The organism is Paenibacillus crassostreae (assembly GCF_001857945.1).
Taxonomy (GTDB): domain Bacteria; phylum Bacillota; class Bacilli; order Paenibacillales; family Paenibacillaceae; genus Paenibacillus_AQ; species Paenibacillus_AQ crassostreae.
The window spans coordinates 1,664,895-1,678,383 of record NZ_CP017770.1 but is presented as its reverse complement, the minus strand read 5'-3'; the positions used below and the strand labels follow the sequence as shown (position 1 = coordinate 1,678,383).

Below are 13,489 nucleotides of genomic sequence, written 5' to 3'. Positions count from 1 at the left end.
AATCTTCGGATAAGACAGCTGATTTCCTGAAAAAATGATTCAAAACAAATAGCAGGTCAAGGTGTTTATCCTTGACCTGCTATTTGTCGTTATTACGATTCTTCAGTCTGTCCGCCAATCTTCTGTCCGATCCAGGTCTCATAGCATTTGACAACAGCAGATAAATCTTCTTCACCATAACCTTGTGTATAACCACTCTGAAACATGCTCTTGGCTAAGCCTAACATGGGTGAAGGTACTCCTGTATTATCACTCAGGGAGGAGGCTAGCTTTAGATCTTTCAGCATCAAAGCTAGCGAGAATTGATTGCTAAAATCATTTTCAATAATTTTGCGGCCTTTGAGCTCCGCCTGCTTACTACCTGCTGATCCATTCTGGACTAGTTGCAGGAATTTTTCTGCAGGTACACCAGACTTCACCGCAATTGCGAAGCCTTCAGCCAGTGCTACGTTATGGATACCGACCATAGCATTGTGGGCAAGTTTAGCAACAGCACCACTACCATTCTCACCCATATGTATTAGGGTCTTACCGAGTGAATCGAATATATCGCGGTTAGCTTCAATCACATCCGCACTACCCCCAACCATAAACACCAATGTACCACTAATAGCTCCTGGCTTACTACCGGTTACTGGAGCGTCTAGGAAATAACATCCCCGCTGTTCTACATCAAAGGCAACTTTCTTTACAAGTTCAGGGGAAATCGTACTGGAGTCGATAACGATACTTCCTGGTTGAAGTGATTCTAGGATACCATTTGGGCCATAGTAAACATCATGAATAGAATTGTCATTACTAACCATAGTCATAATAACATCTTTACTGTCTGAAGCCATCCCTGGTGTAAGAGCAATTTGTGCACCTTTTTTTTGGAGGGGGGTACATTTAGAAGCTGTACGATTATAAACAGTAACATCGAAGCCTGCATGAAGTAGATTTATAGCCATAGGTTCCCCCATAGTTCCGAGCCCAATAAAACCAATTTTTTTCATAACTTTACCACCTTATCTTAGGGTTATAAGTGTTGATTAGGTCGACGAAAACACAATCAATACGGAAGGTTTATCTGTGATTCAATCCAATTCTACAACAAAAAATCGAAGATATAAACATTTGAATGCTTGCAATCGGGCGGGGATTGCCGCGGCCATTTGGGTCATAAGCTTTATGATTTTATGAAACGTTGTTTACAAGTACACGGGGCATCCTAATTTAAGTACAAGATACTTTCTCTTTTATGAGGATGTAAGAAATGTCTTTTTATTAAATTAACTTAGAAAGCAGTTAGAAGGCTAGATGAAGAAGTAGGAGTTTTTTAGTCATGGAAACAAGTTATAAAGGTACAAATAAAATGATCACAGGAATTGTGTTTGGCGTTATTACATTCTGGCTATTTGCACAAGCAATGGTCAATGTGGTTCCTGCTGTTCAAGAAGATTTGGGTATTTCATTTGGGACAGTCAATATTGCCATTAGTTTAACGGCTTTGTTCTCAGGAATGTTTATCGTTGCTGCTGGTGGGCTTGCCGATAAAATTGGGCGTGAAAAGATTTCATATATTGGTTTTATTTTAAGTATAGTGGGTTCACTTTGCCTAGTTTTAGCCCAAGGGTCCGCATTGCTTATTATTGGACGTATCATTCAAGGACGACTTTGCTTACTATGCTGAAAGATTCCCTTCATGCTTCTTTTACATTGCTTGTACACCTAAAGGAGTAGAAAAACCTTATTTTAATCATAATCCCAAATTTGATATCGATGAAGATGCCCTTCTCGTGGCTGCAAAAGCAGTAGGGTATGTTGTTTGCGGTTATTATGAACAGTAAAGAATCTACATACACTTTTGAACAGTTTTACAAGACAATCAAAAATAGAATATTAAGTGTTGGATATGTCCTACATCCTTGCCAGTGCCAAGATTTTGAAGTATTCTTATAACTAAAGTAATTTACGTTTTTATAGAAAAATAATCAGGAGGTTACCATTACCTATGTCTAAGAACATCCATTTTGACTACAGCAAAGCTCTTACTTTTATTAACCAACATGAAATTGACTATTTAGCTGCTCCAATCAAGCTTGCTCATGATCAGTTGCACAATGGAACAGGAGTTGGATCAGACGCGCTTGGCTGGATTGATCTGCCAACACAATATGACAAAGAAGAATTTGCGCGCATTCAGAAAGCCGCTAAGAAAATTCAAAGTGACTCAGATGTACTGATTGTTATCGGTATTGGGGGTTCTTACCTCGGTGCTAGAGCAGCTATTGAAGCTCTATCCCATTCGTTCTATAACTATCTCCCTAAAGACAAACGAAAAACGCCTGAGGTTTACTTCGCAGGTAACAATATTAGCTCCACTTATGTTACACATCTATTGGATTTAGTAGAAGGTAAAGACTACTCTGTCAATATTATCTCTAAATCGGGTACAACAACTGAACCAGCAGTGGCATTCCGTGTTTTCCGTGATGCGCTTGAACAAAAGTATGGTAAAGAAGAAGCTCGTAAACGTATTTATGCTACAACAGATAAAGCTAGAGGAGCTCTTAAGAACCTTGCCAATGAAGAAGGATATGAGTCTTTCATTATTCCAGATGATATCGGCGGACGGTTCTCCGTTCTAACAGCAGTTGGATTGTTACCTATTGCGACAGCAGGTATTAACATAGAAGAAATGATGCAAGGTGCGGCTGATGCTTCTGTGGAATTTAGTAATCCTAATGTAGCTGAGAATCAGAGTTATCAATATGCTGCAGTTCGAAACGCACTTTATCGTAAAGGTAAAGCTATTGAAATTCTTGTGAACTATGAACCTTCCTTACATTATGTTGCGGAATGGTGGAAGCAACTGTTCGGAGAAAGTGAAGGTAAGGATTATAAAGGGATCTATCCTGCTTCTGTTGACTTCTCAACGGATCTACACTCTATGGGGCAATTTATTCAAGAAGGTAGCCGTAACATCTTTGAAACCGTTATTCAGGTAGAAGAAGTAGTTGAACAAATAACGATCGAGAGTGATCCTAATGATCTAGATGGATTGAATTTCTTGGCAGGGAAGACAATGGACTTCGTGAACAAGAAGGCATTCCAAGGTACGATGCTTGCTCATACAGATGGACAAGTGCCTAACCTGATTGTAACTGTTCCGAATATGACACCTTACTCTTTCGGATACCTCGTATATTTCTTTGAAAAGGCAGTTGGAATTAGTGGATATCTACAAGGTGTGAATCCATTTGACCAACCTGGTGTTGAAGCATATAAGAAGAATATGTTCGCATTACTTGGTAAACCAGGATATGAGAAAGAAAAGGCAGAATTGGAAGCTAGACTTACTGAATAGTAGCTTCGCTCAATAAAGAATATGTAGATAAATCTAAGAAGCAGTTCACCGGTTGCACCAACTTCGGGGGACTGCTTTCTTAAAATATAAAAACTAAACATTTCATCCCAGCATTACTTCAAGATATAGGAAGTGTTATTGAATGATCGAAAGCTATAAAACGGTTAGAAGATCAGGATCGAATGAGATTGTCATTAAGAAGTCAAGGTTCATTGGACATGTCATGCCGGTGAGCACTGAATCTGAAGCTGTTGCATTTATTGAAGATATTAAGAAGCAACATTGGAATGCAACACATAATTGTTCAGCATACATGATTGGTGAGAGAAATGAGATTCAGAAGCAATCGGATGACGGTGAACCTAGTGGTACAGCAGGTAAGCCAATGCTTGAGGTCATTCGTAATCAGGGCTTAAGTAATGTTGCGATTGTGGTTACTCGTTATTTCGGTGGAATCATGTTAGGTGCTGGAGGATTGATTCGGGCATACACAGATGGTGCTGTCGCAGCGTTAGGATCAGGAGATGTTATCACTCGTGTTCTTCATCGAGAGATTTTTGTAGAAGTAGATTACACTTGGTTAGGTAAGTTGGAGAATGAATTACGTAACAGAGAGGTTCGGATAGGTGAAACGTTCTTTAGCGAAAAAGTAAAGATGACATGTCTTCCGAGAAATCATGAGGTAGAGATGTTTAAGACATGGATGATTGACGTCACACAAGGTCAATCTCTGATTTCGGAGGGAGAACAGGTTTATTTTATTGAAGGGGAATAATGTCTATGGCAAGAAGAGCAGTGGAGCAGGAATTATCGAGGGAACGAATACTGGAGGCAGCGAGAAATCTATTTATCACTAAAGGATATCGAGCTATTTCAATGCGAAGTATAGGTCAGCATCTTGGTTATAGCCATGGTTCATTATATTATCATTTCAAGGAGAAAGCAGAATTATTCTATGCGATTGTTGTAGATGATTTTGCCCATCTCTCTCATCGGTTGATACAAGCGGTCGGTATGCAGGATCTAGAGGGATTAACGAAATTAGAATATTTGATGATGGATTTTATTTCATTTGGTCTTAATCATCCCCATCAATATGAGATTATGTTTATGATTCGTGATGAGGAACTACTGTCCTACTGTCGGAATGAACAAGGCCACTGCTTCAAATTATTTACATCCCTTGTTCTTAAATGCTTAAATGAAGAACAAATGAGTGGAGACCCTGAGTCATTACCTAGGACATTATTCTTGTCATTACATGGATTTATCTCATATTACATTTCGGATCGTGTAACTTTTGAAGAAATCCAACCAATAGCTCTCTCTCATGTAAAAGTACTTTGTCGTGGTCTGGATTAGCTTTCGTACGTCTCCATGCTTTCAAGCGTTGAATTGTTATCGTGTTATTACATTGATGCGTTATTGTGATGAATTATCAAAAAATGAGTTCACAATCATATTTTTTATGAATAAGTTGGAGATATGCAGGCATTAGCCCGTATATCTTCAGCTTTTTTTGTTAAAATGAATCAATTTCATAATCGCCTATGCAGCGTAAATGAGGATTATATATTGATCGGAACGATTAATTCCGTATATAAATAGTTACAGTATAAAGCCAAGTTGAAAGTAGCATGTATTCATGAAAAGATCGCCAATGCACGAAAAGATTACTTAGACAAGATTTCAACCGAAATTGTCAAAAACCACGATATTATCGGGATGGAAGATTTGTCGGTATCTAATATGCTAAAAAATCAACATCTTGCAAAAGCAATCAGTGAAGTATCATGGTCACAATTCAAAAATATGATTGAATACAAAGCGAAATGGTATGGAAAACAAGTTGTAACCATTGCAAGAAACTTCCCTTCCAGTCAGTTTTGTTCTTCTTGTGGCTATAAAAACAAAGACGTTAAAGAGCTCGGATTACGTGAATGGGACTGTCCAAAGTGTGATACCCATCATCAAAGAGATATTAACGCAGGAATCAATCTTAAAAATGAAGCCATAAGACTTCTAACCGTCGGAATGACGGGGATCGCCTAATCAAAAACGAACCGTTAGGTTGGTGTTCTTAGGAATCTCCCACTTCAAACAGACCGTAAGGTCATTAAGTGGTGAGAAGTTCAAAAAAGTATTGACGTATATAGTAATTTATTGTTAAAGTACTGTTATATTAAACCGAGTAGTTTAATTGGTATTTCTTCTTTGAAAGACAATAGATAAATAATGAGCCGACCAAAGGAGCTTTGGAGGCAGGGGGAAATCATGAATACAGTAATGAGACATAAAGGATGGATCTGGGGTTTTCGGAGTACAATTTTACTTTATTTTATTATTTTAGTAATTCTGCCTCTTTTAGGTGTATATTATTATTCATTCTCACTTGGTTGGTCAACTTTTATTGAAAGTGTTACTGACCCCATTGCTTGGAAGGCTATTTTTCTAACTTTAAAGTTAGCTATTATTTCGACATTAATTAATGTGATCATTGGGACTATGATTGCATGGACTTTGAATCGGTACAATTTTTTCGGCAAATCATTTCTAAATAGTCTGGTGGATTTGCCGTTTGCCCTTCCAACTGCTGTAGGGGGATTGATGATTCTACTTCTATTAGGTCCTGGTAGTCTCATTGGATCGATCGCTGAATTTATAGGGTTTGAAATTGTGTTCCATCAGCCAGCAATCGTCATTGCTATGGTATTTGTAACGTTTCCATTTGTTATAAGGGCGGTTCAGCCATTATTAGAGGAGATAGATCCTACGGAAGAAGAGGCTGCTTATACGATGGGTGCTTCAGGATTACGTGTATTTCAGAAAGTTCTACTCCCTTCGATGGCACCAGGAATTATTAGTGGAGGTATGCTTGCCTTCTCGAGAGCCTTGGCCGAATTTGGTGCTGTTGTACTTGTGGCTGGGAATATCCCTGGTAGAACATTAGTAGCTTCAGTATATATATTCGGTGAAGTTGAGAGTGATAATTCCACAGGTGCTGCAGCCGTGTCAATTATATTGCTAACGTTATCGTTCTCCATACTTTGGATCATTAATATGGTGCAGATGAGAGGGAGAAGATTATGAGGAAATGGTGGATTTTACTAACCTATATTGTTTTCACAGTTCTAATTATTATTCCTTTGCTTAAAATGACTTCAGGAGCTTTTAGCGATGGTTTTAGTGGTTGGAGTAATGCTCTAATTAGACCAGAAGCACTGCATGCGCTGATGGTGACAGGAATAGTTGTTGTCATCGTTACATGTATCAATACATTCTTTGGTGTGATGATGGCTATATACTTAGTCAGAAGTCATTGGCTCAGTCCTAAGATTAAGGGCTTTCTCAATAGTGTTGTTGATCTTCCCTATGCGGTATCCCCTGTCATTGGAGGGTTAATGATTGTATTACTATTAGGACCAGAAAGTATTATGGGAGCTTTTTTTGAAAATATAGGATTTCGAATAGTCTATGCTTTTCCAGGTATGATTATTGCTACGTTGTTCGTCACATTTCCTCTGATGGTTCGTGAGGTTATGCCTGTATTACAAGAAATAGGTGATCAACAAGAGCAGGCTTCATCCACTCTAGGGGCTTATCGTTGGACAACATTTTGGAAGGTCACATGGCCGTCAATCCAGTGGGCGGTTTTATATGGGATTGTGCTTACTGTTGCCCGTTCACTTGGTGAATTTGGTGCAGTTCTTGTAGTATCAGGTAATATCATGAACAAAACGCAGACAGCAACTACGTTGGTGTATCAGGATGTTGAGAATTTTAATGTAGTAGCAGCGAATAGTGTGGCACTAGTACTAGCGGCTACTTCAATCGGATTGTTGCTTGTGATGGAATGGACGAAGAAAAGAAGGGGTGTGTCCTAATATGCATATCGAGGTTAGTAATCTGAATAAACATTTTGGAGATTTCCACGCAGTTAAGGATGTTAACTTTGAGATAGAGAAAGGCCACCTTATTGGTTTATTAGGCCCAAGTGGTGGTGGGAAAACATCTATCTTAAGAATGTTAGCGGGCCTTGAGAATCTTGATTCCGGTGAAATTCGTTTTCATGGAGAGTTAGTTAATGAATTGCCCCCTCAGGAACGAGGAATCGGATTTGTATTTCAGAATTACGCCCTCTTTAAGCATATGACCGTATTTGAGAATATCGCCTTTGGTCTAAAGGTGAAGAAAATGCCGAAGACCAAAGTGATGGAACGAGTTATGGAATTGGTGGAGTTGACGGGGCTTAAGGGATTCGAGAAACGTTATCCTCATCAATTATCAGGGGGACAAAGACAGCGTGTAGCCTTCGCACGTGCACTTGCTCCTGAACCTCAGTTATTGTTATTAGATGAACCATTTGCTGCTATTGATGCTAAGATTCGTCAAGAGTTACGGACATGGCTTAGAGACCTGATTGAGCGTGTGGGAATCACCTCCATATTCGTAACGCATGATCAAGATGAGGCGATCGAAGTGGCAGATGAGATTATGATCATAAATCATGGACGTGTTGAACAGAAGGGAACTCCGTGGGATATCTATAAAGAACCTAAAACACCTTTTGTAGCGACATTTATTGGAGAATCCACGGTCATTGAGGATGCGTCTAAATTGAAGGGATTTGAAAAGGCTGGAAAAATACTGGGAACACGAGCATTAATCCGTCCCGAATATATTGAAGTTGGACACGATAATGAATTTATTCTCATGTCAGCTACGGAAGAAGGAATTATCCGTCATTTACATTTTCGTGGAAGTGAGTGGTTAGTTGAGGTAGAAGTAGTTGGACATAAGCTAAATACGTATCGTTCATTAGAAAAGGAAACGTTAAGAATAGGTGAAAAGGTTCGAGTACTGGTACATCGAGCTTATCTGTTCAATGACGAGCAGAGCTGGATCATGGAGAATAAACTCAAAGAAGATCCTATGCCAATTATGATCTAATCGGTGAAAGTGTGCATGGGGAATGGAGGGTTCAGAGTGGCAAGGGGCTGGAGAATTCGTAATATATTGTTGAATATGATGATGATTTCCATTGTTGCTGTGATGGGTTGTAGTAATGATGAAGTCTCTCCTAGTCAATCTACGGTACAGAAAGATGAGACGACCCTTGTCATCGGTGCTTATAGTGTAGCTAAGGATGCTTTGTCAGAGATATTGCCTCTTTTTCACAAAGAATGGGAGCAGAAGACGGGTCAAAATATTAAATTTCAGGAATCATATGAAGCTTCTGGAACTCAAGCACGAGCCATTGTTGGTGGATTTGAAGCTGACGTGACATTGCTAGCAATGGAAGGGGATATCGAGAAACTCGTTAAGGCAGATCTATTGGACGAAGAATGGAAGAATAAGCCTGAAAATGGGATGGTAACTCGTTCTATTGTTGTCATGGGGACTCGAGAAGGTAATCCATTAGGCATTAAGGAATTCACTGATCTAACAAAGCCAGGAATCAAGGTTGTGTATCCGAATCCGAAAACATCTGGTGGTGCACAATGGGACATTAATGCTATTTATGGAGCAGGATTGAGATTATCAGAAGAGCAAGGCAAGAAAGATCCTGAAGTTGCAAAACAATTCCTGGAGAAGGTACACCACAATATTGAGTCGCTTGATAAAAGTGGTAGATCCTCGATGGCAGCATTTGAATATGGTGTGGGGGACGTTATTGTTACATATGAGAATGAATTACGAGCTCGTATACAAAAAGGTGTGAAATACGAAATTGTTGTGCCCAAAGATACAATACTAATCGAAAACCCAGCGGCAGTAATAAGTAAATATGCGGATAAGCACGATACACGTGAGGTAGCGGAAGCCTTTATCGAGTATTTATGGAGTGAAGAAGCACAAAGAATCTTTGCAAAGCATGGATTTCGTCCTGTGAATGATGTAGTGTACAACGAGAATATAAGTGAATATCCTATTCCTGAAGGTTTGTTTGATATTGAATACCTTGGTGGCTGGGAATATGTTAGGGAAACGATATATTCTAAACGTGGCGTCTGGTATCAGGTACTTGCAGGGTTATGATATATTTTCTAAAAGAACGCCAGTAGGCGTTTTTTTTGCGTTAGGTTATATATGAATTATAATGGAATTATGAATTAGGTTTTACGAGAAGAAGGAGAAGGAGAACATGGATAAATTAATTTTTCTAGGGACTGGGGACGCCATGGGTGTACCACGCGTGTATTGCAATTGTCGGGTGTGTACTGAAGCTAGATCGAACGGAATCAATCGGAGAGAGCGTTCTTCCGTGATTATTGAGGGTGAATGGGGTTCTTTTCTTATCGATTGTGGTCCTGATTGGCGCAACCAGATGGAGAGGATTCATTCTCGTAATACAGAACAAATTTTGATTACACATGCCCATTTCGATCATATCGCTGGACTACCAGAATGGGCCGATGCCTGCCGTTGGACTGATAAAAAGGGAAAACTGTATGCGCCAAACGAAGTTATTGAAGCGATCCTATCCCAATTTCCTTGGTTGAATAAGCAGTTGGAAATGATAACAATAGATGATGGTATAGTTATAGGAGGCTGGGAAATTACAGGCTGGAAGGTTAACCATGGGAAGAACGGATATTCATATGCATATCGATTGGAGAAGGAAGGATATCATTGGGTATATTGCTCGGATGCCATTAACCTTAACCATGAGGAGAAGCAAAGATTGTTTGGCTTGGATCTATTAGTTCTTGGGACTAGCTTTTACCATGAAACAGCGGAGTTCCATACTCGGTCTGTATATGATATGACAGAAGCAGATATCTTGTTACAAGAGATCACACCTAAGCAGACAATCTATACGCATATGTCTCATGATATCGATTTGAATCAAGATTATTCTCTACCAATAGATGTATCTCTAGCAGTAGCAGATATGGAAATAAGCTTATTCTGAGAGGATGATAATCCATGGCTGGATGTGGTTTGTTCCCTGAATTACTGATGCTAAAGGATTTCCACCCTGAAGTAAGTGCATATTATTATAAGGAGTGGAAGGCATTTGAGATGGCTTTGCATACCCATGATTCTTCGGAGATCATGTATGTGATCACGGGTGTCTGCTCCGTAGAGTTGATGATTGGACAGGGGGAGGATGAGAGGGATTGCTCTGAGGTTTCGCTAAAAAAAGGTGAGTTCATTATCTTGAATGGTAATGTACCCCATCGGCTACTGGTTCCTGAAACATGCCGAATGCTTAATATCGAATTTCGGTTTACCCAATCGGATGGCTTGTTCCCCTCGATGAGACAATTGGCGGAGTCTGAGGCCTCACTTTCTTTATTATTTGATGATACAGTTTCCTTTCTTGTACTCCGTGAGTTTCAAGAGATACATCACGTTCTTCGAAGTCTAGTATTTGAGTTGGATGCTACATCGAAGGGCTTAGAACCTATGGCACAAATTTTATTTGCCCAGCTTCTCATTCGAATTGCTAGATTATATCAAGATAATGTGACAACTGGTTCATCAGGGGTTCAGGGAATGTATGTTCAACAATGCATTGAGTATCTCCAACAGAATTACGACCGTAATGTTCAAATCAAGGAGATCGCTGAGTCGATTAACTTACATCCAGGTTATTTACAAAGAATATTTAAGCGGAAAATAGGAATCTCTATTATGGCCTACCTTAATCATTATCGTATGGAGAAGACAAAAATGTTATTGAGACAAACGGAAATCCCTATCGCTGATATTGCTGATTATGTTGGCATAGGAAGTCGGCAGTATTTGCACATGATGTTTAAGAAACATACAGGGCTAACGCCTGTTGAATATCGTAAATCCTATCCACAAGGTAGTCTGTCCTAAATATATAAAAGTGAGGATTGTTGACACATATCCAATAAAGAGGTAATGAATTTGATAACGCTTTCCTCAAGAGGGCTGATACAATGAAGCTATCAGGTGAAACTGTTAATTAACCTTGAGGGGAGCACGATTTCATGTCATTCAAAATTGCATTTATTGGTGCAGGGAGTATAGGGTTTACGCGTGGACTGTTACGAGATTTACTGTCAGTTCCTGAATTCAATAATATTGAAGTTGCTTTTACGGATATTAATTCACACAACTTGGGCATGGTAACTGAACTATGTCAGAGAGATATAAAGGAGAATGGTTTGGATATTACTATTCAAGCTTCCACAGATCGGAGAGTAGCGCTGAAAGATGCGAAATATGTCATTTGTACAATCCGTGTAGGGGGGCTTGAAGCATTCGCAACAGATGTAGATATCCCTTTGAAATATGGTGTGGATCAGTGTGTTGGTGATACGTTATGCGCGGGTGGGATCATGTATGGTCAACGCGGTATTGCTGAAATGTTGAATATTTGTAAGGATATCCGTGAAGTAGCAGCGAATGATGTTCTTCTATTAAATTATGCGAATCCAATGGCAATGCTCACATGGGCTTGCAACAAATATGGAGGCGTTAAAACCGTAGGTCTATGTCACGGTGTTCAACACGGACATTCACAAATAGCAGAAGTATTTGGTTTAGATAAGAAAGAGGTTGATATCGTTTGTGCAGGAATCAACCATCAGACTTGGTATGTTCAAATTGGTCATAAAGGTGAAGATTTAACAGGGAAGTTGTTGGAATCTTTTGAGAATCATGCTGATTTTGCTAGAACAGAAAAGGTTAGAATTGATTTGCTACGGAGGTTTGGCTACTACAGCACCGAGTCCAACGGACATTTAAGTGAGTATGTCCCTTGGTATAGAAAACGCCCGAATGAAATCGAAGAATGGATTGATCTTGGAAATTGGATTAATGGTGAGACAGGTGGATATCTACGTGTCTGTACTGAAGGGCGTCATTGGTTCGAGACTGATTTCCCTAACTGGATGAAAGATGAACCACATGCATATAAACAGGAACAACGAAGTGAAGAGCATGGTTCGTATATTATAGAGGGACTTGAGACAGGCAGAGTATATCGTGGGCATTTCAATATGGTGAACAACGGTATTATTTCTAATCTACCAGATGATGCAATTATAGAAGCACCAGGATATGTAGATCGAAATGGGATATCGATGCCTGTCGTAGGCGATCTTCCACTGGGGCCAGCAGCTGTATGTAATGTAAGTATTTCAGTACAACGTTTGGCGGTAGAAGCTGCTGTTCATGGGGATGATCAGTTGTTGCGTCAAGCCTTCATGATGGACCCTCTGGTTGGAGCCGTGTGTAATCCTAAGGAAATATGGCAGATGGTCGATGAGATGCTTGTAGCTCAAGAGGCATGGTTACCTCAGTATAGTAAAGCGATTGTAGAATCGAAGGAACGGCTCTCGACAAGTGACTTGATTCCAACGAAAGAAGGTTATCAAGGAGCGGCTCGATTAAAAGTGAAAACGGTTGAAGAAATGCAACTGGATCGTGATGCTGCTAACAAGAATGCAGGCGAGGCAGATAAAGGTAAAGAAAGAGCAAAAGTGAATTAGCAGTATTGGAGTACTATTCATTTGAAAAAGGGAACCGTCGCTTTTATAAGGACGGTTCCCTTTTTAGAATGAATAAGTTTAAGCAAATGATGAACCGAGCTTTTCGATTCTAGTTATCCATTTCTGACGCTGTTCGTTGGATAGGGATTTAACAGGACCAATATCGGTAACACGAACGGGGTTCACACCACAGAATTGCAGGGTTGCCCGCTTCATAACACGGTGCCCAGCTTGTTTATATACGAAACGATTGTACCATGAGGGGGTGTCCATTGTAACAATAAGATGGGCAGATTTCCCTTTTAGTAATTTATCCCAAAGCATCGAGTTGGGACGATATTTGAAAGCAAATCCAGGTAGGAAAGTACGATCGATAAATCCCTTCAAGATGGCAGGCATTGTGCCCCACCAAGTGGGATAGACAAAGACAAGATGGTCTGCCCAAGTAATCGCCTCACGGGCAATAATTAGATCTTCTTCAAGTTCCATTCTTTGGTGGTAACCGTATCTTAGATTTGGGTCAAATTGAATGGTACTTAAGTCAATCACGCGTACGCTCGCTCCACTCTTGGTAGCCGCTTGTATATAAGCGGTTGCTAGTGCAGCACAATAGCTGTCACCGTGGGGATGTCCGATGATGACTACAATCTTTGGTTTAATAGTAATT

General features: G+C 39.8%; 12 protein-coding genes and 3 pseudogenes. 13 read left to right on the top strand and 2 right to left on the bottom strand.

Going from position 1 to position 13,489, the window contains the following annotated elements:
- Nucleotides 1-92 precede the first annotated feature (92 nt).
- The gene (locus LPB68_RS08025) at nt 93-995 is read right to left on the bottom strand and encodes an NAD(P)-dependent oxidoreductase (RefSeq protein WP_068654406.1); all 903 of its coding nucleotides are present in this window, start codon (nt 993-995) and stop codon (nt 93-95) included.
- A gap of 329 nt (nt 996-1,324) precedes the next feature.
- On the opposite strand from LPB68_RS08025, the pseudogene LPB68_RS08020 reads away from it, so the two are divergent.
- From LPB68_RS08020 to melA, 13 genes and pseudogenes are all read left to right on the top strand, one after another.
- Nucleotides 1,325-1,651: pseudogene (locus LPB68_RS08020) on the top strand (MFS transporter); the annotation flags it as partial.
- A pseudogene (locus LPB68_RS23370) lies at nt 1,638-1,829 on the top strand (amidohydrolase); the annotation flags it as partial. The pseudogenes LPB68_RS08020 and LPB68_RS23370, both read left to right, overlap by 14 nt.
- Before the next feature lie 164 nt (nt 1,830-1,993).
- On the top strand, nt 1,994-3,349 hold the full coding sequence (locus LPB68_RS08015) for a glucose-6-phosphate isomerase (protein WP_068654402.1): 1,356 nt from the start codon (nt 1,994-1,996) through the stop codon (nt 3,347-3,349).
- Nucleotides 3,350-3,491: 142 nt separating this feature from the next.
- On the top strand, nt 3,492-4,124 hold the full coding sequence (locus LPB68_RS08010; protein ID WP_068654400.1) for a YigZ family protein: 633 nt from the start codon (nt 3,492-3,494) through the stop codon (nt 4,122-4,124).
- A 5-nt stretch (nt 4,125-4,129) separates the two neighbouring features.
- The gene (locus tag LPB68_RS08005) at nt 4,130-4,711 is read left to right on the top strand and encodes a TetR/AcrR family transcriptional regulator (protein WP_068654398.1); all 582 of its coding nucleotides are present in this window, start codon (nt 4,130-4,132) and stop codon (nt 4,709-4,711) included.
- 255 nt (nt 4,712-4,966) lie between these two features.
- Nucleotides 4,967-5,401 (top strand): annotated as a pseudogene (locus tag LPB68_RS08000) (RNA-guided endonuclease TnpB family protein); the annotation flags it as partial.
- Between the two features lie 222 nt (nt 5,402-5,623).
- A complete protein-coding gene (gene cysT / locus LPB68_RS07995) occupies nt 5,624-6,439 on the top strand; it encodes a sulfate ABC transporter permease subunit CysT (RefSeq protein WP_068654396.1) in 816 nt (271 codons plus the stop codon).
- Nucleotides 6,436-7,233 carry a sulfate ABC transporter permease subunit gene (locus LPB68_RS07990; protein ID WP_068654394.1) on the top strand — a complete coding sequence of 266 codons (798 nt, stop codon included), beginning with the start codon at nt 6,436-6,438 and terminating at the stop codon, nt 7,231-7,233. The genes cysT and LPB68_RS07990 overlap by 4 nt, the downstream gene beginning before the upstream one ends.
- Before the next feature lies 1 nt (nt 7,234).
- Complete coding sequence (locus LPB68_RS07985; RefSeq protein WP_068654392.1) at nt 7,235-8,299, top strand: sulfate/molybdate ABC transporter ATP-binding protein; 1,065 nt, start codon at nt 7,235-7,237, stop codon at nt 8,297-8,299.
- Nucleotides 8,300-8,374: 75 nt separating this feature from the next.
- On the top strand, nt 8,375-9,388 hold the full coding sequence (locus LPB68_RS07980; protein WP_099458640.1) for a sulfate ABC transporter substrate-binding protein: 1,014 nt from the start codon (nt 8,375-8,377) through the stop codon (nt 9,386-9,388).
- A gap of 106 nt (nt 9,389-9,494) precedes the next feature.
- Nucleotides 9,495-10,265 (top strand): MBL fold metallo-hydrolase, encoded by a 771-nt coding sequence (locus LPB68_RS07975; RefSeq protein WP_068654388.1) that lies wholly within the window; start codon nt 9,495-9,497, stop codon nt 10,263-10,265.
- A 14-nt stretch (nt 10,266-10,279) separates the two neighbouring features.
- The gene (locus tag LPB68_RS07970; protein ID WP_068654386.1) at nt 10,280-11,182 is read left to right on the top strand and encodes an AraC family transcriptional regulator; all 903 of its coding nucleotides are present in this window, start codon (nt 10,280-10,282) and stop codon (nt 11,180-11,182) included.
- 134 nt (nt 11,183-11,316) lie between these two features.
- Entirely contained in the window at nt 11,317-12,822 is a 1,506-nt protein-coding gene (gene melA, locus LPB68_RS07965; RefSeq protein ID WP_068654384.1) for an alpha-glucosidase/alpha-galactosidase, read from the top strand.
- A 78-nt stretch (nt 12,823-12,900) separates the two neighbouring features.
- On the opposite strand, the gene LPB68_RS07960 is transcribed toward melA, so the two are convergent.
- Nucleotides 12,901-13,482, bottom strand: a complete 582-nt coding sequence (locus LPB68_RS07960) for an NAD(P)H-dependent oxidoreductase (protein ID WP_068654382.1) — start codon at nt 13,480-13,482, stop codon at nt 12,901-12,903.
- Between the last annotated feature and the right edge of the window lie 7 nt (nt 13,483-13,489).

Bases quoted from the DNA above. Each gene is read 5' to 3' on its own strand.
- LPB68_RS08015 (WP_068654402.1), top strand. From the start codon at position 1,994: ATGTCTAAGAACATCCATTTTGACTACAGCAAAGCTCTTACTTTTATT.
- LPB68_RS07975 (WP_068654388.1), top strand. From the start codon at position 9,495: ATGGATAAATTAATTTTTCTAGGGACTGGGGACGCCATGGGTGTACCA.
- LPB68_RS07990 (WP_068654394.1), top strand. From the start codon at position 6,436: ATGAGGAAATGGTGGATTTTACTAACCTATATTGTTTTCACAGTTCTA.
- LPB68_RS07970 (WP_068654386.1), top strand. From the start codon at position 10,280: ATGGCTGGATGTGGTTTGTTCCCTGAATTACTGATGCTAAAGGATTTC.
- LPB68_RS07980 (WP_099458640.1), top strand. From the start codon at position 8,375: ATGATGATGATTTCCATTGTTGCTGTGATGGGTTGTAGTAATGATGAA.
- LPB68_RS07985 (WP_068654392.1), top strand. From the start codon at position 7,235: ATGCATATCGAGGTTAGTAATCTGAATAAACATTTTGGAGATTTCCAC.
- LPB68_RS08025 (WP_068654406.1), bottom strand. From the start codon at position 995: ATGAAAAAAATTGGTTTTATTGGGCTCGGAACTATGGGGGAACCTATG.
- LPB68_RS08010 (WP_068654400.1), top strand. From the start codon at position 3,492: ATGATCGAAAGCTATAAAACGGTTAGAAGATCAGGATCGAATGAGATT.
- LPB68_RS08005 (WP_068654398.1), top strand. From the start codon at position 4,130: ATGGCAAGAAGAGCAGTGGAGCAGGAATTATCGAGGGAACGAATACTG.
- cysT (WP_068654396.1), top strand. From the start codon at position 5,624: ATGAATACAGTAATGAGACATAAAGGATGGATCTGGGGTTTTCGGAGT.
- melA (WP_068654384.1), top strand. From the start codon at position 11,317: ATGTCATTCAAAATTGCATTTATTGGTGCAGGGAGTATAGGGTTTACG.